The sequence below is a fragment of the Kitasatospora sp. A2-31 genome (genome assembly GCF_022288725.1).
Classification (GTDB): Bacteria; Actinomycetota; Actinomycetes; order Streptomycetales; family Streptomycetaceae; genus Kitasatospora.
The window spans coordinates 623,738-645,894 of sequence record NZ_JAKNTA010000003.1; the positions used below are offsets into that span (position 1 = coordinate 623,738).

Below are 22,157 nucleotides of genomic sequence, written 5' to 3' on the forward strand. Positions count from 1 at the left end.
CCCGGAAACGGAGCGGAAAACATCTGATAAGCTGGAAACACGAAAGAACGAAGCGCCCGGAGGGCCGGTGTGAAAGCCGCCTGAAGGAAGCGTCCGTTCCTTGAGAACTCAACAGCGTGCCAAAAGTCAACGCCAGATATGTTGACATCCCCGGCCTCAGATTCTCTGGGGTTGGAGATTCCTTTTGAAATAACACAGCGAGGACGCAGTGCGCGGGGCCGCCCTATTCCGGTGGTTGCCGTGCCGCTCAACGCGAGTGTGCCGCTCGCAGCTCTTAATCGAGCACAGTCGGGCAAGCATTCACGGAGAGTTTGATCCTGGCTCAGGACGAACGCTGGCGGCGTGCTTAACACATGCAAGTCGAACGGTGAAGCCCTTCGGGGTGGATCAGTGGCGAACGGGTGAGTAACACGTGGGCAATCTGCCCTGCACTCTGGGACAAGCCCTGGAAACGGGGTCTAATACCGGATATGACCTTCCTCCGCATGGGGGTTGGTGGGAGGGATAACCGCTGAAAGCATCTAAGCGGGAAGCCTGCTTCGAGATGAGCACTCCCACCTCCTTGAGAGGGTAAGGCTCCCAGTAGACGACTGGGTTGATAGGCCGGATATGGAAGCCCTGTGAGGGGTGGAGTTGACCGGTACTAATAGGCCGAGGGCTTGTCCTCAGTTGCTCGCGTCCACTGTGTTGTTCTGAAACAACGACAGTTCGGTCCCTATCCGCTGTGCGCGTAGGAGTGTTGAGAAGGGCTGTCCCTAGTACGAGAGGACCGGGACGGACGAACCTCTGGTGTGCCAGTTGTTCTGCCAAGGGCATGGCTGGTTGGCTACGTTCGGGAGGGATAACCGCTGAAAGCATCTAAGCGGGAAGCCTGCTTCGAGATGAGCACTCCCACCTCCTTGAGAGGGTAAGGCTCCCAGTAGACGACTGGGTTGATAGGCCGGATATGGAAGCCCTGTGAGGGGTGGAGTTGACCGGTACTAATAGGCCGAGGGCTTGTCCTCAGTTGCTCGCGTCCACTGTGTTGTTCTGAAACAACGACCCCCTACCGCTCTGGCGGGTGGGCGGCGGATAGTTTCATAGTGTTTCGGTGGTCATAGCGTGAGGGAAACGCCCGGTTACATTCCGAACCCGGAAGCTAAGCCTCACAGCGCCGATGGTACTGCAGGGGGGACCCTGTGGGAGAGTAGGACGCCGCCGAACAATTCTTCTGAAGAACCCCCATCCGGATTCCCGGATGGGGGTTCTTCGCGTTTCCGTTGACGTATCGTCAGGACATGGACGAAGAGCAGGAGCAGCGGTTCTACAACGGCACGCCGGCGACCGACGAGGGGGCCGTGGTCGCGTACGAGGTGCTGCGGCCCGAGCAGCGTGACAGTGCGCTGCGCGTGCTGGCGGACGCCCAGGAGGCGGACGGCCGGGCTGCGGTCTCCGAGCAGGGGCGGCTCAGGCTGCGTTCGGCCGAGGCCGCCCGGCCCGGCGTGGTCCACTTCGTGCAGGGCCGGCGGGCCGACGTCGGCTACGGCCAGCTGGAGGTGCCGCAGGGCGCCGCCGGGGGGAACCCCGCCGCCGAGCTGGTGGTGGCCCCGGGGGCGCGCGGCCGCGGCCACGGCCGGCCCCTGGTCGACGCGGTGCTGGCCGAGGCGCACCGGGCCGGCCACGACCACGTCGACTTCTGGGTGCACGGCGGTCACCCGGCGGCCCGGCACCTGGCCGAGCTGTACGGCGCCGAGCTGGTCCGCGAACTGCGGCAGATGCGGCGGACCGGACCGCAGACCGAGGAGGTCGCCCTGCCGGACGGCGTCGAGCTGCGGACCTTCCGGCCCGGCGAGGACGACGCGGAGTGGCTGCGGCTGAACGCGCTGGCCTTCGCCCACCACCCCGAGCAGGGCGCCTGGACGGAGCGGGACCTCGCCGAGCGGCTGGCCGAGCCGTGGTTCGACCCGGCGGGCTTCTTCCTCGCCACCCGTGGCGACAAGCTGGTCGGCTTCCACTGGACGAAGGTGCATCCGGCGACCACCACCGAGCCGGCCCTCGGCGAGGTGTACGTCGTCGGTGTGGACCCGGCGGAGCAGGGGAGCGGCCTCGGCCGTGCGCTCACCGCGGCGGGCCTGCGTCACCTGACCGGCGGCAGCCCGGGCGAGCGCGGTCTGGCGACCGTACTTCTGTACGTCGACGCCGACAATACGGCCGCCGTGCGGGTATATGAACGACTGGGGTTCGCCGTCCACGAGGTGGACCTCATGTACCGCGCCGCGTACCGGGGCGGTCAGGTCTCCTGACCCGGCCCCGAGCCGGGGCACGGGGGAGCCCGTGCCCCGGCCCGGGCGCCTCGGCCCGGGAGACAACCGGGCGGAAGCCCCGGGGCCATAGCGGAGGAACGGGTCCGGGGCAATCGGTGGGTCGTACGGCCTCCGACCCCGACCGACTCAGCTTTCCTCCTGGCCATGCGGTGTTTACCGTGGATTCAATTGCTGCCGCGAAGATCACAGGATGAAGTCCGTAGTGTCTCGCTCGTGCAGCACCGGCCGACACTCACCGGCCGGTGCTGTAGCGACCGTGCCGGGTGGGTGGGCGCTGGTACCGGGCGAGGGCGACGGCCCGTTGAGCCTTTCGCGACCGGACGCCGTCCTGCTGGAGGAGCTGGAGCCGATGAGCATCCCCCGCCCCGTCCCTGCCCCGCTGTCCCCGCCGGCCCGGATGTCGAGTGCGCTGGGGATACCGCCGGAGCTGCCGGCCGCCGACGACAAGGACTTCGAGGAGCTGCCCCAGGGCCGGTTCCTGGACCGCGAGCGCAGCTGGCTGGCCTTCAACGAGCGCGTCCTGGAACTGGCCGAGGACGCGTCCATCCCGCTGCTGGAGCGGGCCAAGTTCCTGGCGATCTTCGCCAGCAACCTGGACGAGTTCTTCATGGTCCGGGTGGCCGGCCTGAAGCGCCGGATCGCCACCGGCGTGGCCCAGCGCAGTGCCTCCGGCCTGCAGCCGCGCGAGGTGCTCGACCTGATCTGGACCAGGTCCCGCGAGCTGATGGCGCGGCACGCCGCCGCCTTCCAGCAGGAGGTCCTGCCGGACCTCGCCGCCGAGGGCATCGAGGTGGCCCGCTGGGCCGAGCTGGCGGAGAAGGAGCAGGCCCGCCTGCACACGCTCTTCCGGCAGAAGATCTTCCCGGTGCTCACGCCGCTCGCGGTGGACCCGGCGCACCCCTTCCCCTACATATCGGGACTCTCCCTCAACCTCGCGGTCGTCGTGCGCAACCCGGTCTCCGGGCACAAGCACTTCGCCCGGGTGAAGGTCCCGCAGTCCCTCGCGCGCTTCCTGGAGGCCTCCCCGCAGCGGTACGTGCCCCTGGAGGACGTCATGGGCGCGCACCTGGAGGAGCTGTTCCCGGGGATGGAGGTGCTCGCCCACCACGCCTTCCGGGTCACCCGCAACGAGGACCTCGAGGTCGAGGAGGACGACACCGAGAACATCCTCAAGGCGCTGGAGAAGGAGCTGATGCGGCGGCGCTTCGGCCCGCCGGTCCGGCTGGAGGTCGAGGAGTCGATCGACCCCTACATCCTGGACCTGCTGGTGCGGGAGCTGAACATCACCGAGGCGGAGGTCTTCCCGCTGCCCGGCCCGCTCGACCTGACCGGTCTGTTCGGCATCGCCGACCTGGACCGGCCGGAGCTGAAGTACCCGAAGTTCGTGGCGGGGACGGCCCGCGGCCTGACCGACGTGGAGTCGGCCTCGCAGCCGGACATCTTCGCCGCGATGCGCGAGCGGGACGTGCTGCTGCACCACCCGTACGACAGCTTCTCCACCTCGGTGCAGGCCTTCCTGGAGCAGGCCGCGGCCGATCCGGACGTGCTGGCGATCAAGCAGACGCTGTACCGGACCTCCGGTGACTCGCCGATCGTGGACGCGCTGATCGACGCGGCGGAGTCCGGCAAGCAGGTGCTCGTCCTGGTGGAGATCAAGGCGCGCTTCGACGAGCAGGCGAACATCAAGTGGGCCCGCAAGCTGGAGGAGGCCGGCTGCCACGTCGTCTACGGCCTGGTGGGCCTGAAGACCCACTGCAAGCTGTCGCTGGTGGTGCGCCAGGAGGGCGACACCCTGCGCCGCTACTCGCACGTGGGCACCGGCAACTACCACCCGAAGACGGCCCGGCTCTACGAGGACCTGGGCCTGCTGACGTCGGACCCGCAGGTCGGGGCGGACCTCTCGGACCTCTTCAACCGGCTCTCCGGCTACTCGCGCCGCGAGTCCTACCGCCGCCTGCTGACCGCGCCCCGCGGCCTGCGGGACGGGCTGATCGCGCGGATCCACAACGAGATCGCCCACCACAAGGACGGTCGCCCGGCCTTCGTGAAGCTCAAGGTCAACTCCATCGTCGACGAGGCGGTCATCGACGCGCTCTACCGGGCCTCCCAGGCCGGGGTGCCGGTGGACGTCTGGGTGCGCGGGATCTGCGCGATCCGCCCGGGCGTGCCGGGGCTCAGCGAGAACGTCCGGGTCCGCAGCATCCTGGGGCGGTTCCTGGAGCACTCGCGGATCTTCGTGTTCGGCAACAACGGCGATCCGGAGGTCTGGATCGGCAGCGCCGACATGATGCACCGGAACCTGGACCGCCGGATCGAGGCGCTGCTGCGGATCACCGACCCGGCGCACCGGGCGGAGCTGTCGGGGCTGATCGACCTCGGGATGTCGGACGAGACCGAGTCCTGGCACCTCGGGCCGGACGGCACCTGGACCCGCCACGCCCAGGACGCCGAGGACAAGCCGCTGCGGCACGTCCAGGACCTGCTCATCGACTCGCGCCAGCGCCGCCGGGCCGCCGCCGCCCGGTGACCGTACGTCGCCGCCACGACGCACGGACGCGACCCACCGACGTGAGCCACTGATGCCGACGCGCGCCACCGATGCGAGCCGCTGAGCGGTCGGGACCCGCCACAGCGGTCGGCCACCAGCCCCGGGGGACGGCCCCGGGGGAACGGGGATCTACCTAGTCATGACCGATGCGCCGATGACGGCCCAGGCGGCCTCCACCGCGACCGCCGGGGACATCCTCTCCAGCCATCTCACCGCCCAGGCCGGCGCGTTCCTCCGCGCGCTGCCGGCGGCGGTGGGCGAGGTCGGCGCGAGACCCGGGACGGGGGCCGCACCGTCCGGCGGGACGGCCGACCTGCTGCGGGCGGTGCGGCGGATCGGCGGACTGCTGCACACCTTCGGGGCCACCTTCGAGCAGTCCTGGGCGCAGGAGTCGCGCACCGAGCTGCGCTGGCTGCTGAACCTGCTGGCGCTGGAGCCGGGGTACGTCCGCCGGTCGGCACGGCTGCTGGGGGCGCTGGACGCGCTCACCGGCACCGAGTCGGACGGGCCGGGGATGCTGGCCGGGCACGCCGGGGCGCCGAAGGCGCGGGCCTTGCTGGACCGCCAGCTGACCCTGGCCCGGACCAGGGCGCACTCGACCGTCCTGCAGGAGCTCCGCTCCGCCCGGCTGCACGCGCTGGCGGACCGGATGACGCTGCTGGTGGCGGAGGCGCCGCTGCTGGACGCGGCGGCCGGCCGGGCCGGGGCGGTGCTGCTGCCGCAGGCGGCGGCGGCGTTCACCGCGCTGACCGCCGGCACCCAGAAGCTGCGGCTGCAGCGCGCCGCGACGCCGTACGGCGGCGACGGGCTGCGCCGGCTCGGCTCGGTGCCGGCCGCCCGGGGTGCGATGGACGCGGACACGGCGCTGGCGGCGGACGACGCGCCGTGGCACCGGGTGCGGATCCTGGTGAAGCGGGCCCGGTACGCGCTGGAGGTGTGCGGCCGGCCGGCCGTCGAGCTGGACGAGCTGGACCGGGTGCTGGCGCGGCACCAGGACGCCTCGGACGCGGCGGTCACCGCCGCCACCGCGGCGCGGACGCCGAGGATCACACCCGCGACCGCGTACGTGCTCGGGGTGGTGCATGCTGATCAGCGACTGGAGGTGGAGGCGGCCAGGTACGCCTTCGGCCGCCAGTGGCCCGAGCTCCCGCCCGGCCTGGACGGCTGGCTGGAGATCCCCCCTGCCGAGGGCGGCTGGGGGCACACCCCCGCACCCCGGATGGCATGAGTTGCGCAACCGCCTGAGCACCGAGCAGGCCGAGGGTCCCGCCCGGACCCGTTCCACCACGCCGGGGGCGACCCCGGGGCCCGCAGGTAGGGCGCCGGTGATCCTCGCGGCGGGCGCGGTGCTCTGGCTGCCGGGGCGGCCGAAGAAGAGCGGTCGGCTGGGGCGGCCGCGGATCGCGGTGATCCACCGCCCCAAGTACGACGACTGGAGCCTGCCGAAGGGCAAGCTCGACCCGGGGGAGGGCGTGGTCGAGGCGGCGCTGCGCGAAGTGCGGGAGGAGACCGGCTTCTCCTGCGTGCTGGGGGCGGAGCTGCCCACCCAGCACTACCTGGCGCAGGGTCGGCCGAAGGAGGTCCGGTACTGGGCCGCGGTGCCGGGGGCGGGGGCTTTCCGGCCGAGCCGGGAGGTGGACCGGCTGGAGTGGCTGCCGGCCGGCAAGGCCCGGGCCCGGCTGACGCACGAGCGGGACCGGGTGCTGGTGGACGCGCTGCTGGAGCTGCTGGGCGCCCGCCCGGTGCGGTAGCACGGGACCCGGGTCGTCCGGTGGATCTGGCGAGGTCGGGGCTGTGGAGGAACCATGGAAGTGATCTCCCCGCGCTCTCGCCGTGACGCAACCGTTACTACCTGACGTAGTTTCCTGCCATCCCTTCGAGGTTCACTCTCCGTTCACTTCGGACCGGCTGACGTGTCACTTGCCCGGCCTAACTTCGGCTGCACCGGAGGGCCGAACGGGCCCCGGACCACAGCAAAACCCGCGCTCCGCCGTGGTCTCACGGCCCGCGTGCCGGGCAATGCCACAGAAAGGGACACCCCTGTGAAGCTCCAGCGGAACGGCCGCTCCAAGGCCCTCGCCATCGGTGCCATGGCGCTCGTCAGCTCGCTGTCGCTCGCCGCCTGCGGTTCGGACGAGAACAACAACACCACCGCGTCCAGCGGCAGCGGCTCGGCCGCCCCGGCCGCCGCGATCAACTGTGGCAGCAAGCCGAGCGCGCTGGTCGCCGCGGGCTCCACCGCCCAGGGCAACGCGATCGACGTCTGGAAGACGAACTTCGGCGCGGCCTGCTCCGGCGCTACCATCAACTACGGTGGTGGCGGTTCCGGCGCCGGTGTCCAGCAGTTCACCCAGGGCAAGGTCCAGTTCGCCGGCTCCGACTCGGCGCTCAAGCCGGCCGAGGTCGACGCCACCAAGGCGGTCTGCACCGGCGGCCAGGGCATCAACCTGCCGCTCGTCGCCGGTCTGATCTCGATCGTCTACAACGTCGAGGGCGTCGACAACCTGGTCCTGGACGGCCCGACCACCGCCAAGATCTTCGACTCGCAGATCACCAAGTGGAACGACCCGGCGATCGCCGCCCTGAACCCGGGCGCCAAGCTGCCGGACGCCGACATCCAGGCCTTCCACCGCTCGGACGACTCCGGCACCACCGACAACCTGACCAAGTACTTCGCCAAGGCCTCCGGTGGCGCCTGGTCCTACCCGGCCAGCAAGACCTGGGCGGGCAAGGGCGGCCAGTCGGCCAACGGCTCCGCCGGCGTCTCCGCCCAGGTGAAGCAGGTCAAGAACTCGATCAGCTACGCCGAGCTGTCGTTCGCCCAGACCAACAACCTGAAGAGCGCCGCCATCGCCACCGGCGCCTCCAAGCCGGTCGAGGCCACCGCCGCCAACGCCGCCAACACCTTCGCCAAGGCCAAGGTCGCCGGCACCGGCAGCGACCTGGCGCTGACCCTCGACTACGCGACCAAGGACGAGGGCTCGTACCCGCTGGTCCTGGTCACCTACGAGATCGTCTGCGACAAGGGCAACAAGGCCGACACCCTCGACACGCTGAAGGCGTTCCTGACCTACGGCGCCAGCGAGGCCGGCCAGAAGGCCATCGGTGAGAAGGGCTACGTCCCGCTGCCGAAGGAGCTCACCGACAAGGTCAACGCCGTCATCCCGACGCTGGCCTGACCTCCGTAGTACCTCCGGTGGAGCGGCCCCGTGAACGAGGGGGCCGGGGCCGCTCCGCCGGACAGCACGAAACCCAGCACAACGTCCGGGGCACCGCCGCCAGGGTGCCGCCCCCTCGGGGCAGCACCACCAGACCGGAGTAGACCAATGACTTCACCCACTCCTGCCGCCCCGCAAGGCAGGGTACGCCGCAAGCGCGACAGCCGCTTCGGCGACAAGATCTTCATGAACCTCTCCCGCGGGTCGGGCATCCTGCTGCTGGTCGTCATGGCCGCCATCGCGGGCTTCCTGACCTGGCGCTCGGGCATCGCCCTGAGCAAGAACGAGGGCAACTTCCTCACCACCTTCGAGTGGACCCCGGACGGCGTGAAGCCGGTCTTCGGCATCGCCGTCCTCGCCTTCGGCACCATCGTCAGCGCGGTGATCGCGATGGCGATCGCCGTGCCGGTGGCCATCGGCATCGCGCTGTTCATCTCGCACTACGCGCCGCGCCGGATCGCCCAGCCGTTCGCCTACCTGGTGGACCTGCTCGCGGCCGTCCCCAGCATCATCTACGGCCTCTGGGGCGCGCTCTTCCTCGTCCCGCACCTGGACGGGCTGACCAGCTGGCTGGACCAGTACCTCGGCTGGACGTACGTCTTCGACCAGTCCCGGGCCGGCACCACGCCGCGCAACCTGTTCACCGTCGGCATCCTGCTGGCGATCATGATCCTGCCGATCATCACCGCGGTCTCCCGCGAGGTCTTCCGGCAGGTCCCGCGGATGCACGAGGAGGCGGCGCTCGCCCTCGGCGCGACCCGCTGGGAGATGATCCGCACCGCGGTGCTCCCGTTCGGCCGCCCCGGCATCATCTCGGCCTCGATGCTCGGCCTGGGCCGTGCGCTCGGCGAGACCATCGCGGTCGCGGTGGTGCTCTCCTCCAACAGCGTGCTCTCGCTGCACCTGCTCGACCCGGGCGGCGGCACCTTCGCGCAGAACATCGCGCTGAAGTTCAACGAGGCCCAGCCCCTCGGCCGCGACGCGCTGATGGCCTCCGGCCTCGTCCTGTTCGTCATCGGCCCCGGAGCACGGCCCCGGGGACTCAGCCCCAGAAGAGGTGGACGAACCAGTAGATCAGCGCTGCGACGACGGCGGCCCGCTCAACCGCATGCACGAGGTGATCCCCGGCGCCCGCGTCGAGGGCAAGGTCCTCCTGGACGACGAGAACCTGTACGCCTCGAACGTCGACCCGGTGGCCGTCCGCCGCTCGGTCGGCATGGTCTTCCAGCGCCCGAACCCGTTCCCGACCATGTCGATCTACGACAACGTGGTCGCCGGGCTGAAGCTCGCGGGCGTGCGCAAGAAGTCCGTGCTGGACGGCGTGGTGGAGAAGTCCCTCAAGGGCGCCAACCTCTGGAACGAGGTCAAGGACCGGCTGGGCAAGCCGGGCGCCGGCCTCTCCGGCGGTCAGCAGCAGCGCCTCTGCATCGCCCGCGCCATCGCGGTCGAGCCGCAGGTCCTGCTGATGGACGAGCCCTGCTCGGCCCTCGACCCGATCTCCACCCTCGCCATCGAGGACCTGATCGGCGAGCTGAAGGAGCAGTTCACGATCGTCATCGTGACGCACAACATGCAGCAGGCGGCCCGCGTCAGCGACCGCACGGCCTTCTTCAACCTGGCCGGCGTCGGCCAGCCGGGCAAGCTGATCGAGCTGGACGACACCCAGCGGATCTTCTCCAACCCGTCGGTCCAGGCCACCGAGGACTACATCTCCGGCCGCTTCGGCTGAGCCGCTTCCGGCCGAGCCGGTCCGGCCGAGGAGCACGCCTCGCGCCACAGGCTGCTTCGCGGTGCTGCATGGCGGTGCCGCCGCGAAGTATGAATAAGGGCCCGCCCCCGAGATGTGGGGGCGGGCCCTGTTCCGTCCCCGGCCGTCCGCCGGTTGCTCGGCCGTCCGCGGCGCCGGGGGCGTTCCGTTCCCGGGACGCCGTTGCCTCTCCGGGTCACCGGGCGTACCGGGCCGTGCGCCAGGGCGTGGCCCCGGAGCACGGCCCCGGGGACTCAGCCCCAGAAGAGGTGGACGAACCAGTAGATCAGCGCTGCGACGACGGCGGCCGCCGGCATCGTGATGAACCAGCCGAGCACGATGTTCTTCGCGACGCCCCAGCGGACCGCGCGGATCCGCTTGGTGGCCCCCACACCCATGATCGCCGAGGTGATCACGTGGGTGGTGGAGATGGGCGCCTTGTAGACGAACGAGGTGATGTACATGACGATCGACGCGGTGGTCTCGGCGGCGAAGCCCTGCGGCGGGTCCAACTCGATGATCTTCCGGCCGAGCGTCCGCATGATCCGCCAGCCGCCCGCGTAGGTGCCCAGCGAGAGCATCGTCGCGCAGGAGATCTTCACCCAGACCGGGATGTCGTAGGTGGCCTGGTTGCCGGAGATCACCAGGGCCATCACCACGATGCCCATGGTCTTCTGGGCGTCCTGCAGGCCGTGCGCGAGCGCCATGGCGGCGGCCGAGGCGGTCTGGGCGACGCGGAAGTTGCGCTTGGCGCGGTGCGGGTTGGCCCGCCGGAAGATCCAGAGGATCGCCAGCATCACCAGGTAGCCGCCGACCAGGCCGACCACCGGGGAGACGATCATCGGGATGACGATCTTGTCGACGACGCCGTTCCAGATCACCTCGGTGCCGCCGGCCAGCGCCGCACCCACCATGCCGCCGAAGAGGGCGTGCGAGGAGGAGGACGGCAGGCCGAAGTACCAGGTGACCAGGTTCCAGGCGATCGCCCCGATCAGTGCGGCGAAGAGGATCGCCAGGCCCTGGTTGCCGCTGGGGGTCTCGATGATGCCGCTGGAGACGGTGTGCGCCACGCCGCTGCCGAGGAAGGCGCCGGCGAGGTTCATCACCGCGGCCATCGCGAGCGCGGCCTTCGGGGTCAGCGCCCGGGTGGAGACCGAGGTAGCGATGGCGTTCGCGGAGTCGTGGAAGCCGTTGGTGTAGGTGAAGAAGAACGCAACGCCGATGACGGCGATGAGTGCTGCCGTGTCCACGGGGTTCAGGACTCCTTGACGGCGATGGTCTCCACCGTGTTGGCGACGTGCTCGAAGGCGTCCGCCGCCTCCTCAAGCACGTCCACGACCTGCTTGAGCTTGAGCACCTCGATGGCGTCGTACTGGCCGGAGAACAGGTGGGCGAGCAGCTTGCGGTGGATCTGGTCCGCCTGGTTCTCCAGCCGGTTGACCTCGATCCAGTACTCGGTGAGGTTCGACATGCTGCGCAGGTTCGGCATCGCCTCGGCGGTGAGCTCGGCGGCGCGCGCCAGCACCTCGATCTGCTGCTCGATGCCCTTCGGCAGGGTCTGGATGTCGTAGAGGACGACCAGGTCGACGGCCTCCTCCATGAAGTCCATGATGTCGTCCAGCGACGAGGCGAGGCTGTAGATGTCCTCGCGGTCGAAGGGCGTGATGAAGGAGGAGTTCAGCTGGTGGAAGACGGCATGGGTGGTGTCGTCCCCGGCGTGCTCGGCGGCGCGCATGCGCTCGACGATCTCCGCGCGGGCCGACACGTCTGATCCCAGCAGTTCCAGCAGGAGCTTCGATCCGACGACGAGGTTCTCCGCGGCTGCGGCGAACATGTCGTAGAAGCTCGTCTCCTTCGGGGTCAGGCTAAAACGCACGGAAATCTCCGATGTGCGGGGTTCGGACTGAACGATGCTAGGTGCAACCGAGCACGATCACGCAAACGGGGTGGTGGGGGAGGAGCCGGAACCTCCCCTTCCGGTTGGCCGCCGCGGCGGTGGATCCGGTCCGCACGTCGCCGTGCGGGCGCGAGCCCCCAGTCTGACGGAACCTCGCCCGGATCGCCCCCCGTCCGGCGAACGGAAGCCCGCGGTGTCAGCCCTTACGGGGAACACCACGACGGCTCCGCGTGTTGGACACTGGAGGTCGACGCAGCCACCAGGCACTGATACGAAGGCGGGCCGATGACCACGACGGAAGCGCGCACCGAGCCGGACCACACGCCCGGGGCCGAGCCGCACGCCCACCACGGCGGGCACGGCCAGCACGGCTACAGCGCCCAGAAGGACGCCCACCTGAAGCGGCTGCGCCGGATCGAGGGCCAGATCCGCGGCCTCCAGCGGATGGTCGACGAGGACGTCTACTGCATCGACGTGCTGACCCAGGTGTCGGCCGGCACCAAGGCCCTGCAGTCCTTCGCGCTCTCGCTGCTGGAGGAGCACCTGCGGCACTGCGTCGCCGCGGCCGCCGAGGAGGGCGGCGCCGAGCTGGACGCCAAGGTGGCGGAGGCCACCGCCGCGATCGGCCGGCTGCTGCGCAGCTGACCCTCAGCTCCCCGGTTCCGACGGCCCGTCGGCGGACGCCCCGCCGTCGGGCCGGTCCAGCAGCACCTCGTCGATCCGCGCGGTCGGCAGCCGGTCGCCGGTGCTGGCCGTGGCGGCGATCATCAGCTCGCCGGCCAGGTCGATCTCGTCGAGGGCCGCGTCGTCGTGGCCGCCGCTGCGGCCGCCCGTGGACGACACCACCTGCACCACCCCTTCAGTGCCTCGCCAGCCCGGGCGGCAGCCACCCGCCCTCCAGCCTAGGCACTTCGGAGCCCGCCCACATGGCACGGACGGGCCATCTCGGGGCCGCCGAAACGGGTGGGCCGGGCGATCCCGGGTGACCCACCGGCGCCGGCGGCGCCCCTGCGTCCGGTTACTTCGGGCTCTCCGTGGGCTTCATCGCGTAGATGTCGGCAGCGGCGGGCTCGGCCGCCTCCACCGGCTTGCCGAAGTCGGCCAGCGACATCGTCGACGTCACCTTCACCTGGTCCTTCGCCTCCTTCGAGCCGGGCACGCCGGCGAAGGTGTAGACCTGGACCACCTTGTGCAGCCGGCCCTGCTCGTCCAGCCAGACGTCGTAGGGGACGTCCCGGACGGTGAAGGTCTGGGCCCCCATCCGCAGGCCGTCCCCGCCGCGGCCCCCGGTCGCCTCGGCGGCCTTGGCGAGGTCCAGGGTGCCCCGGTAGTGCTTGAGCGGCACGCCGCCGACGGTCTCGGGGCCCACCAGCTCGGCCTTCTGAGCCCCGCGCAGCGCGCCCGCCGCGGAGGCCGGGTCGGTGGCGCCGCTGCTCACCAGGTTGCCGTCCGGCAGCTGGCGCACGTCCAGCTTCACCCACTTGCCCTCGGGCACCTTGGCGCCGCTGTTCTGCAGGTACACGGTGCCGGGCAGGACCACCTCGACGATCTTCCCGGTGGTCGCCGCGCCGGGCGGCACGGCCACCTCCAGCCGCCCGATCCGCTTCACGTAGTCGTACCCGCCGGTGCCGGTGAAGACGGCCTTCTTCTCGGCGGACTCGGTGACCAGCTCGGTGGCCGCGTGTGCGGAGCCGGTCCGGCCGGTGATGTCGGCGGCGCTGCGGACGGCCGTCAGCGGGTCCGCCGAGAGCTGGTCGGGGGCGGCCGCCCTCCGGTCGGCCGAGCCGGCGGAGTCCGTGGCGCCGCCCGAGCAGCCGGCCAGCCCGGCCAGGGCGGCGGCGAGTACGACGGCTCCGGCCGCCGAGCGCAGCTGGGGCAGCGGGCGGCCCGGCCGCCGGCCGCCGCGCTGCTCGTCGGTCACATTCATCCTCGCCACAACCCCCTCGGGCCCGACTGCTCCGCCGACCAGCACCGGCTGGGCAGAGCTCTTTCCGGGCAAACGACTCGGGCTGTCGGGGGTTACGCGGCACCCGGCGCGAACCGGGCATCGCGCGCCGGGTCCGGAGCGCGTTACGGTGAGGTACGTGCACAGTGAGCTGCCGGCGGGACCCGGCACCACCCCGATGCCCGAGCACCGGGTCGCGATCAGCGAACGCGGCTCCTTCTGCTACGCGAGCTGCGACTGCGGCTGGTTCTCACCGGCCCGCCGCTCGCGGGACCTGACCAGGCGTGAGGCCGCCGACCACCTGGCCGAGAACCGCGACCCGGCGTAGCACCGGGTCGCTCCGGCCCCTTCGTACCCGCCTCCCCGGCGGTCCCGCGTACGGGTGGCGGCCCCTTCGGTGGCGGCGGGTCGGGCCGGTGGCGGCGGGTCAGGCCGGTGGCGGCAGGTCGGGCCGGTGGCGGCGGGTCAGGCCGCGAGGTCGGACTCCGGCGGCTGCTCGTCGGCCCGGACGGCGCCGCGGGCGTCGCCGCGCCTGCGCCCGCCGCGCGGTCGCGGTCCGCCCCGGGGGGCCCGGATCAGCGGGGCGACGGCGGTGCGGCTCAGCGCGTGACAGAGCGGCACCAGCACGGCCATCGCGATCGGCGCGAGCAGCAGCACGACCGCGGTGGCGAGCGCGAAGCCGCCGATCACGTCGGTGGGGTAGTGGACGCCCATGTACATCCGGCAGAAGCCCTGCAGCAGGGCCAGGCCGCCGGCGATCCAGCCGAGCTTCCGGTTCACCAGGAACAGCCCCACCGCGATGCCCATCGACATGGTCGAGTGGTCGCTGACGAAGGAGTGGGTGCCCGCCTTGCCCTCCACCAGGACGTCGAGTCCGGTGTGGTCGACGAAGGGGCGCGGGCGGTCGACGATGGCGGCGATCGGCAGGTTGGCCAGCTCGGCGATGGCGGTCGCCAGCGGGGCCCAGAGCAGCCCCGCGACGGCCACCGGGGCGTCCGGCCGGCGTCTCGCCTGCAACCAGCCGACCAGGCCCAGCAGGGCCAGGCCGATCAGGATGCCGTACTCGCCGATCCAGGAGACCAGGTGGTCCAGCCACTCCGGGGAGCGCTTGGCCAGGCCGTTGACGGCGTAGAGCAGGCCGAGGTCGGGGTTGGTCGTGTCGGCAAGCGGCGTCGACACGCCGCACCTCCTTCTGGTCCGCTGCACCTGGTCGTTCCGGCCGTGGTCCGTTCCGCACCACCCGGCTCGGGGGGTGACGGCGGGCCACCGGACACAACGTCATAACCGGGGCACAGCGTTCCACGGAAACTGGCGGTTATGGAAACTTGACTCAGCGTCCACAGCGCACTCACACGCGGGCTCCGGGACGGGTCAGCTCTTTGCGCTGTTTTGACCTGGACCTGTCGGGGTGGGACGGGCCGCCGCGGAGCCGGCGGGTCGGGGCACCGGGGCGGAGGAGGGCTCGGGGGTGGTCAGGGCGGCCGGGGCGGGGGTCGCGGGGGCGGGCTCGCCGGGTCGGCTCGGCGCGGTGATGCTGCCGTCCGCGTTGCGGCCCGGCAGCGCCTGGGCGCCGTCCGTGGTGACCCGGGTGGCGCCGATGTACTCCCTGGTGTCGATCTTGTCGTAGCGGATCACCGCGCCGGTGTGGGGGGCGTCGATCATGTAGCCGCCGCCGACGTAGATGCCGACGTGGTGGATGCTGCGCGGGTCGCTCAGGTCGGTCGCCCAGAACACCAGGTCCCCCGGGCGCAGCTGGTCCCGCGACGGGTGCGGGCCGGCGTACCACTGGTCGTTCGCCACCCGGGGCAGCGTGATCCCCACGCTGGCGTACGCGGCCTGGGTCAGCCCCGAGCAGTCGAACCGCCCGTTCTGCGAGGGCAGCCCCTCGCCGCCCCACAGGTACGGCGTGCCGAGCTTGGTCTGGGCGAAGTAGATGGCGCCGGCGGACTGCTGGGAGACCTCCACCGGCGTGGTCGGCGCGGTGAAACTGCGGGCCATCGCCTGGATGTTGCGCACGTACCCCTGAGTCTCCCGGTACGGCGGGATCCCGTTGTACTTCGTCACCGCGTACGGTCCGGCGTTGTAGGCGGCCAGGACGTTGGCCTGGCGGTCGCCCGGCACACCGGCGACGTCCTTGGCGAGCGCGCAGTCGAACGTCGCCGCCGAGGCGATGGCGTCGAACGGGTCCCAGACGTCCTTCCGGCCGTCATTGTTGCCGTCGGTGCCGTATGTCGCCCAGGTCGCCGGCATGAACTGTGCCATTCCCTGTGCGCCCACGGGTGATCGGGCGCCCGGGTCGAAACCGCTTTCCTGGTACAGCTGCGCCGCGAGCATCGGCGGGGAGATCTCCGCACAGAGCGAGCCCCACTGCTCGATCGGCCCCTGGTAGGCCGCCGGAACGGTTCCACGGGAGAGTCCGGCACGATTGGCCGACTGCTGCGGCGTACCGCTGGCCGCATACGTCCCCACCGTCACCAGGCCGACGAAGCCGATCGCGACAACTCCCGCAGCGGCGGCGGCCGTACCGGCCTTCCGGAGTACCATCAGCACCATCCCGACGAATCGTCAGTCGAAGTGTCCCGGAAGGCGTTGCTCACCGCAATCATCAGAGATACAAAGAGTGAGCGCTATCCTTCGTACGGTGGACATCCTCGCGTACGTGTCCGATGCCTCACGACCAATCCGCGAGAAGTAGCCAAGTCGACATCAGATCTGGCCAAGAATAGGTGCGGGCCCTTCGCGCGGGCGGGGTCCGGGCCCTTGAATTTGCCTGATCGGGCGGTGAGATGGAAATGAACCTGAGCAGCGTGGACAGCATCGCGATCGGCCACCTGGCCGAGGAGCCTCCAAAGAAGCCGAATATCGACACCATCATCGGCGGGATCGCCCCGGACTGGGGCCCGTTCGCGAGCCTCGGCTCCGAGGCCCGGGTGATGGTCGAGGTCGTCATGGCCGTGGCCATCCTGGCCTGCCTCGGCATCGCCGTCTGGGGCGCGGCCAAGCAGCGCATCGGCGCCACCGCGATGCGCGACAGCTTCGGCGCCGAGCAGGGCAAGGGGCTGATCATCGCCGGGCTGACCGGCGTGTTCATCATTGGATCACTCGGCACTCTGTTCACCATTGTCTACGGCATGGCGATCTGACGATAGGACAGCCGTGACGTCACCGTGAGGACGCGGCCGACGCCGTCGGGAATCCATCCACCACCCGCCCTCCGCCCCCGTCCACGGGCGGAGGGGCCCCGGAGCCGCCCAGGCTCCCCGCACCAGGAGGGCCGCCGTGCCGTTGTCCGACGACCAGCCGCACACCCGTACGCGGCTGCCGGTCGGTGAACAGCCCTCCTCCCAGCCGAACGGCCGTCAGCCCCGTCCGCTGCGAACCCTGGTGACCGTCCTGGTGGTCGTCGTGCTGCTGGTCGTCGCGATCTCCATCGCCAACCGCGGCAAGCCGGACCCCGCCCCCGCCGGCCGCTCCGCCGACGGCGCGGCCGCCACCCCCACCGCCCCCTCCGGCGCCGGCCCCGCCCCCAGCGGCGAGCAGCCCGTCGCCACCACCGCCAACGGCATCGCCGCCGGCTTCCCGCACACCGAGCAGGGCGCGCAGTCGGCCGCCGCCAACTACGCCGTGGCCATCGGCTCCGCCGAGATGTTCCGCACCGACAGCCGCCACACGATCATCGCCACCATCGCCGACCCCTCCGCCGCCCAGACCCTCCAGACCCGCCTGGACCAGGGGTTCGGCGGCGACACCGCGACCCGCTACGGCCTCGACGCCCAGGGCCGCGCGCCCAAGGGCCTCACCTTCGTCAGCCGGACCGTCCCGGTGGGGGCCAAGTCGGTCGGCTACGGCGACAGCGAGACCAAGGTCGAGGTCTGGTGCACCGGCCTCACCGGCCTCGCCGGCGAGCGTTCCGTCCAGCCCGTCACGGCGAACTGGTACACGCTCACCCTGGCCCTCCGCTGGACGGGCAGCGACTGGAAGCTCACCGACTACGCAAGCCGGCAGGGCCCAGCCCCGATGCCGGGCGACCAACAGGCCGCCACCGCCGACGAGATCACCGGCGCCGTCCAGCAGTTCGGGGGTTTCCGCTATGCCCGCTGAGTCCTCACTCCATCGTTCTGCCTTCCGCCGGGGGCCGGTCGTGCGGCCGGTGACCCGGCGAGCCGGCGCGGTCGCGGGGACGGTGGCCGCCGTCCAACTGGCAGCGCTCTTGGCGGCCCAGCGCGCCGTCGCCGACCCATCACCGAGCCCGTCTGCGAGTCCCACTTGCCAGAAGGTAGACCTTCCGATTCCCGGAAGTGATGCCGCGTGCGCTCCCGGCGGGGCTGTGGTGATCCCCGGGACGGGGTCCGTCGGGAGTCTCACCGATCCCCTGGGGTCGTTGGCGAAGGGGTGTTCGCAGGCGGCGGCGTGGGTGGTGCGCAACCTGTCGGGGGCGATCGACGGGACGACGCAGGTGGACTTCACCAATGCGTCGTTCCTCCAACAGTACGCGGTGGTGTTCGCCGCCTCGACGATCATCACGCTGGTGCTCTGGCTGCTGGCGGTGACGAAGCGGGCCGTGCGCGGAGCGCCGCTGACGACGGCGATCTCGGAGGCGATCGGCTTCCTCTGGCTGACCGTGGTGGCCTCGGCGTTCACGCCGCTGATCCTGTACACCGTGGTGAGCGCGACGGACGGGCTGACCAAGGCGATCGCGGTGGGGACGAAGTCGGACACCGGGACGTACCTGGGCGGGTTCGCGGACACGTTGGAGAAGGGCAGCATGGGCGGAGGCCCGCTGATCCTGATCATCGTGTCGCTGGTGGCCGTGCTGGCCGCGGCGGTGCTCTGGATCGAGCTGCTGATCCGGGCGGCGATGCTGTACGTGGGCGCGCTGCTGGGGACCGCGGTGTACGCGGGGCTGGTGGACAAGCAGCTGTGGAAGCACGTGCGCCGTTGGGCGGGGGTGATGCTGGCCGTGGACCTGGCGAAGCCGATCATCGTGATCATCCTCGGCCTGGCCGGCGCGGTGGCGACCGGCGCCGGTGCGAGCGACGACTTCGCCCGGGTGCTGTCGGGCCTGGCGATCCTGTTCCTGTCGATCTTCGCGAGCGCCGCCGTCTACCGCTTCGTGCCGGGCTTCGGCGACGAGATCATGAGCATGCGGCACGCTCGGGCGAGCGCGGTCTCCGCCGGCTCGGCGATGATCAACGGCACCGCGAACCTGGTGAAGCAGGGCATCAGCACGCACGGCGACCGCGGCCCGCAGGGCGTCGGCGGCGGGAGCCCGGGTTCCGGCGGCGGCTCGGTCGCGCCGGGCATCGCGGCCCACGCCACGCGTGCCCCCGCGCCGCCGCCGCAGGCCACCGCGCCGCAGGCTCCGGTTCCGATCCGCGACAGCAACCCAGCGAAGGGAGGGTGACGGGTAAGTGAGCAGCGAACCGCTCGGCCAGTACGGTGCCCAGTACGCCCAGCCGTACGTGCACCAGCGCCGCACCTACCTGATCGGCAAGGCCCGCCCGAACGCGCCGATCGGCCGCAACCGGGAGTCCGGCGAGATCGTCCTGATCATCTTCGGGGCGTTCCTCGGCATGGTCTGGGGCCTGATGATGCCGATCCTGCCGCTGCGCATCGCCGGCCTGGTCGGCCTGCCCGCGCTGGCCATCGCGGCGGTCTACGTGCCGTACCGGCGGCGGACGTTCTACAAGTGGGTGGAGATCAACCGCACCTACCGCCGGACGGTCCGCAGCGGCCGGGCGGTCTGGCGTTCGGACGCGATGGACGCCGGCACCCGGCTGGACGGGCGGGAGGTCGAGGTCGGGCCGCCGCCCGGGGTCGGGCGGCTGCGCTGGCTGGCGGCGCCGTTCGGGCCGGACGAGGTTGGGGTGCTGATGCACCTGGAGCGGCGGACGGTCACGGCCGCGATCGAGATCGAGGGCCCGGGCGTCGGGCTGCGCGACTCGGAGGACCAGGAGGCGCTGGTCGACCGGTTCGGCACGCTGCTGAAGCACGTCGCCAACGGCGACGGCTTCGTGACCCGGCTGCAGATCCTGGCCCGGACGCTGCCCGCCGACCCGGACGCGCACGCCAAGGACGTGGAGCGGCGCGGCGACGTGGATGCGCCGCGCTGGCTGCAGGAGTCGTACGACCAGCTGCAGTCGATGGTGTCGACCTCCTCCGAGCAGCACCGGGCGTACCTGGTGGCCTGCATGCACTACACCCGCGACCTGGCGGCCGAGGCGCACGCGATGGGGCGGACGGCCACCGGCCGGCGGGCCCGGGACGACGAGGGCCTGGCCGCGGTGATGGCGCGTGAGCTGACGGACATCTGCGCCCGGCTGGCGGAGGCGGACATCCGGGTGCGCCAGCCGCTGGGGCAGGCGCGGCTCTCCTCGCTGCTGCACTCGATGTACGACCCGGACCACCCGATCGACCACATCCAGGCGATGTCCCGGCGCAACGCCTGGCCGGCCGAGCTGGACGCGACCCACCCGCAGTTCCTGCAGGCGAAGACCCGTGAGTCGGCGACCCGCGAGCCCTGGTGCCACGCCACCGCCTGGATCAAGGAGTGGCCGCTGACCCCGGTGGGCGTCAACTTCCTGGCGCCGCTGCTGGTGCACACCCCGGACGTGATCCGCACGGTCGCGGTCACGATGGACCTGGAGCCGACCGACGTCGCGATCGAGCGGATGCTGACCGAGAAGACGAACGACGAGGCGGAGGCCAGCCGCGCGGCCAAGATGAACCGCACGGTCGACCCGCGCGACCTGGCCCACACGGGCCGGGTCGACCAGCGCGGCGACGACCTGGCCTCCGGTGCGGCCGGGGTGAACCTGGTCGGCTACATCACGGTCTCCTCGCGCAGCCCCGAGGCGCTGGCCCGCGACAAGCGGACCATCCGCGCCTCGGCGGGCAAGAGCTACCTCAAGCTGGAGTGGTGCGACCGCGAGCACCACCGCGCGTTCGTCAACACCTTGCCGTTCGCCACCGGCATCCGTCGCTGATCCTCCTGGAGGCCCCGCATGGCGCTCGGCAACCTCACCGACGCGTTCACCAGCCTGATGTTCGGCAAGGTGGAGACCACCCGGCTGCCGGTGCGCACCTCCACCGGCCAGGCGCAGGCGGTCTACCTGCCCACCGCCGCCCCGGGGCTGGGCGACTCGGGTGTGATCATCGGGCGTGAGGTGTACAGCGGGAAGGGGTACGTGTACGACCCGTTCCAGCTGTACGGGCAGCAGCTCCCGGCCCCGCACTGGCTGGTGCTGGGCGAGTCCGGCAACGGCAAGTCGGCGCTCGAGAAGACCTACGTGCTGCGCCAACTGCGGTTCCGCGACCGGCAGGTGGTGGTGCTGGACGCCCAGGGCGAGGACGGCGTCGGCGAGTGGAACCTGATCGCCGACGCGCTGGGCATAAAGCCGATCCGGCTCGACCCGATGGCGGCCCGCGACGGCGGGGTGAAGCTGAACCCGCTGGACCCGGCGATCACCCAGACCGGTCAGCTGTCGCTGCTGCGCACCATCATCGAGGTCGCGATGGGGCGGGGCCTGGAGGAGCGGGCCGGCTTCGCGCTGAAGGCGGCGCACGCCCACGTGGTGGCGACGGTGACCGACCGCCAGCCGGTGCTGGACGACATCATCGACACGCTGCGCAACCCGGAGCTGTCCTCGGTGGAGTCGCTCGGCGTCGCGGTGGACGAGGTGCAGTCCTGGGGCCTGGACGTGGCGCTGGTGCTGGACCGGCTGGTCGACGGTGACCTGCGCGGCATGTTCGACGGGCCGACCACGGACGGCATCGACCTGGACGCGCCGCTGATCGTCTTCGACCTCTCGCACATCGACCGCAACTCCATCGCGATGCCGATCCTGATGGCGATCGTCGGCGTGTGGCTGGAGCACACCTGGATCAGGCCGGACCGGAAGAAGCGGATCTTCCTGGTCGAGGAGGCCTGGCACATCATCAACAGCCCCTTCGTCGCGCAGCTGTTCCAGCGGTTGCTGAAGTTCGGCCGCCGGCTCGGGCTCTCCTTCGTCGCCGTGGTGCACCACCTGTCGGACGTGGTGGACGGTGCGGCGGCCAAGGAGGCTTCGGCGATCCTCAAGATGGCCTCCACCCGGACCATCTACATGCAGAAGGCCGAGGAGGCGAGAGCCACCGGCCGGGTGCTCGGTCTGCCGCGCTGGGCGGTGGAGATCATTCCCACACTTTCGCCGGGCATCGCGGTCTGGGACGTGAACGGCAACGTCCAGGTGGTGAAGCACATCATCACCGAGACCGAGCGGCCATTGGTCTACACCGACCGGGCGATGACGGAGGACGCGGTGGCCGAGCGGGCCCGCGCAGAGCGGCAGTTGGCGGCCGAACCGGGCGTCTGATCCTGTCGCGTCCCGCTCGCCGGGCTCGTCCGGCCGGGGCCGCCGGGGGTGGGCGGGGCCCGGGCGCTCGTCGGTCCGGGCGGTGTCGGACGAAGACGATTCGTCAGTAGGTAACCCTGTCGTTACGTTCGAGGTCCTGACAGCT

At 71.1% G+C, this 22,157-nt stretch carries 18 protein-coding genes, 2 rRNA genes, 2 pseudogenes and 2 other annotated features (1 of these 24 cut by a window edge); of the genes and pseudogenes, 16 read left to right on the plus strand and 6 right to left on the minus strand.

Annotation, left to right across the window (positions count from 1 at the left end; genetic code table 11):
• The 9 genes and pseudogenes from MCM47_RS11690 to MCM47_RS11730 all read left to right on the plus strand — a co-directional run.
• Window positions 1–84 (plus strand): 16S ribosomal RNA (locus MCM47_RS11690); it begins 933 nt to the left of the window's first position.
• A 261-nt stretch (window positions 85–345) separates the two neighbouring features.
• Window positions 346–623, plus strand: a sequence feature (16S ribosomal RNA rRNA prediction is too short).
• Between the two features lie 106 nt (window positions 624–729).
• Window positions 730–992, plus strand: a sequence feature (23S ribosomal RNA rRNA prediction is too short).
• A gap of 94 nt (window positions 993–1,086) precedes the next feature.
• Window positions 1,087–1,203: ribosomal RNA gene (gene rrf / locus MCM47_RS11695) — 5S ribosomal RNA — on the plus strand.
• A gap of 74 nt (window positions 1,204–1,277) precedes the next feature.
• Window positions 1,278–2,282, plus strand: coding sequence for a mycothiol synthase (mshD, locus tag MCM47_RS11700; RefSeq protein WP_238861100.1), 1,005 nt, complete (start codon window positions 1,278–1,280; stop codon window positions 2,280–2,282).
• Between the two features lie 370 nt (window positions 2,283–2,652).
• Window positions 2,653–4,830, plus strand: a complete 2,178-nt coding sequence (locus MCM47_RS11705) for an RNA degradosome polyphosphate kinase (RefSeq protein WP_238861448.1) — start codon at window positions 2,653–2,655, stop codon at window positions 4,828–4,830.
• Between the two features lie 160 nt (window positions 4,831–4,990).
• The gene (locus MCM47_RS11710; protein ID WP_238861102.1) at window positions 4,991–6,079 is read left to right on the plus strand and encodes a CHAD domain-containing protein; all 1,089 of its coding nucleotides are present in this window, start codon (window positions 4,991–4,993) and stop codon (window positions 6,077–6,079) included.
• Window positions 6,080–6,176: 97 nt separating this feature from the next.
• Entirely contained in the window at window positions 6,177–6,602 is a 426-nt protein-coding gene (locus MCM47_RS11715) for an NUDIX hydrolase (protein WP_374209112.1), read from the plus strand.
• 291 nt (window positions 6,603–6,893) lie between these two features.
• The gene (gene pstS / locus MCM47_RS11720; protein WP_238861104.1) at window positions 6,894–8,030 is read left to right on the plus strand and encodes a phosphate ABC transporter substrate-binding protein PstS; all 1,137 of its coding nucleotides are present in this window, start codon (window positions 6,894–6,896) and stop codon (window positions 8,028–8,030) included.
• Between the two features lie 147 nt (window positions 8,031–8,177).
• Window positions 8,178–9,086 (plus strand): annotated as a pseudogene (gene pstC / locus MCM47_RS11725) (phosphate ABC transporter permease subunit PstC); the annotation flags it as partial.
• An 82-nt stretch (window positions 9,087–9,168) separates the two neighbouring features.
• Window positions 9,169–9,798, plus strand: a pseudogene (locus MCM47_RS11730) (phosphate ABC transporter ATP-binding protein); the annotation flags it as partial.
• Between the two features lie 272 nt (window positions 9,799–10,070).
• On the opposite strand, the gene MCM47_RS11735 reads toward MCM47_RS11730, so the two are convergent.
• The gene (locus MCM47_RS11735) at window positions 10,071–11,066 is read right to left on the minus strand and encodes an inorganic phosphate transporter (RefSeq protein ID WP_238861106.1); all 996 of its coding nucleotides are present in this window, start codon (window positions 11,064–11,066) and stop codon (window positions 10,071–10,073) included.
• 5 nt (window positions 11,067–11,071) lie between these two features.
• On the minus strand, window positions 11,072–11,692 hold the full coding sequence (locus tag MCM47_RS11740; RefSeq protein ID WP_030059626.1) for a DUF47 domain-containing protein: 621 nt from the start codon (window positions 11,690–11,692) through the stop codon (window positions 11,072–11,074).
• Window positions 11,693–11,998: 306 nt separating this feature from the next.
• Here MCM47_RS11740 and MCM47_RS11745 point away from each other — a divergent pair, with 306 nt between their 5' ends.
• Window positions 11,999–12,358, plus strand: coding sequence for a metal-sensitive transcriptional regulator (locus tag MCM47_RS11745; RefSeq protein ID WP_238861108.1), 360 nt, complete (start codon window positions 11,999–12,001; stop codon window positions 12,356–12,358).
• Between the two features lie 3 nt (window positions 12,359–12,361).
• Here MCM47_RS11745 and MCM47_RS11750 read toward each other — a convergent pair whose 3' ends face one another.
• Entirely contained in the window at window positions 12,362–12,559 is a 198-nt protein-coding gene (locus MCM47_RS11750; RefSeq protein ID WP_238861110.1) for a hypothetical protein, read from the minus strand.
• Between the two features lie 172 nt (window positions 12,560–12,731).
• Window positions 12,732–13,634 carry a hypothetical protein gene (locus tag MCM47_RS11755; RefSeq protein ID WP_238861112.1) on the minus strand — a complete coding sequence of 301 codons (903 nt, stop codon included), beginning with the start codon at window positions 13,632–13,634 and terminating at the stop codon, window positions 12,732–12,734.
• A gap of 163 nt (window positions 13,635–13,797) precedes the next feature.
• On the opposite strand from MCM47_RS11755, the gene MCM47_RS11760 reads away from it, so the two are divergent.
• Window positions 13,798–13,986: a hypothetical protein gene (locus tag MCM47_RS11760; RefSeq protein WP_238861496.1), complete on the plus strand. Its 189-nt coding sequence runs from the start codon at window positions 13,798–13,800 to the stop codon at window positions 13,984–13,986.
• A 137-nt stretch (window positions 13,987–14,123) separates the two neighbouring features.
• On the opposite strand, the gene MCM47_RS11765 is transcribed toward MCM47_RS11760, so the two are convergent.
• Both MCM47_RS11765 and MCM47_RS11770 read right to left on the minus strand, forming a co-directional pair.
• The gene (locus MCM47_RS11765; RefSeq protein ID WP_238861114.1) at window positions 14,124–14,837 is read right to left on the minus strand and encodes a phosphatase PAP2 family protein; all 714 of its coding nucleotides are present in this window, start codon (window positions 14,835–14,837) and stop codon (window positions 14,124–14,126) included.
• 192 nt (window positions 14,838–15,029) lie between these two features.
• Window positions 15,030–16,202: a bifunctional lytic transglycosylase/C40 family peptidase gene (locus tag MCM47_RS11770; protein WP_238861455.1), complete on the minus strand. Its 1,173-nt coding sequence runs from the start codon at window positions 16,200–16,202 to the stop codon at window positions 15,030–15,032.
• Window positions 16,203–16,450: 248 nt separating this feature from the next.
• On the opposite strand from MCM47_RS11770, the gene MCM47_RS11775 reads away from it, so the two are divergent.
• From MCM47_RS11775 to MCM47_RS11795, 5 genes are all read left to right on the plus strand, one after another.
• Complete coding sequence (locus tag MCM47_RS11775) at window positions 16,451–16,801, plus strand: hypothetical protein (RefSeq protein ID WP_238861116.1); 351 nt, start codon at window positions 16,451–16,453, stop codon at window positions 16,799–16,801.
• A 136-nt stretch (window positions 16,802–16,937) separates the two neighbouring features.
• Window positions 16,938–17,759, plus strand: coding sequence for a hypothetical protein (locus MCM47_RS11780; protein WP_238861118.1), 822 nt, complete (start codon window positions 16,938–16,940; stop codon window positions 17,757–17,759).
• A 280-nt stretch (window positions 17,760–18,039) separates the two neighbouring features.
• Window positions 18,040–19,062 carry a hypothetical protein gene (locus tag MCM47_RS11785; RefSeq protein ID WP_238861119.1) on the plus strand — a complete coding sequence of 341 codons (1,023 nt, stop codon included), beginning with the start codon at window positions 18,040–18,042 and terminating at the stop codon, window positions 19,060–19,062.
• Window positions 19,063–19,069: 7 nt separating this feature from the next.
• Window positions 19,070–20,644, plus strand: coding sequence for an SCO6880 family protein (locus tag MCM47_RS11790; RefSeq protein ID WP_238861121.1), 1,575 nt, complete (start codon window positions 19,070–19,072; stop codon window positions 20,642–20,644).
• An 18-nt stretch (window positions 20,645–20,662) separates the two neighbouring features.
• Entirely contained in the window at window positions 20,663–22,012 is a 1,350-nt protein-coding gene (locus MCM47_RS11795) for an ATP-binding protein (RefSeq protein ID WP_238861123.1), read from the plus strand.
• The last annotated feature ends 145 nt before the right edge of the window (window positions 22,013–22,157 follow it).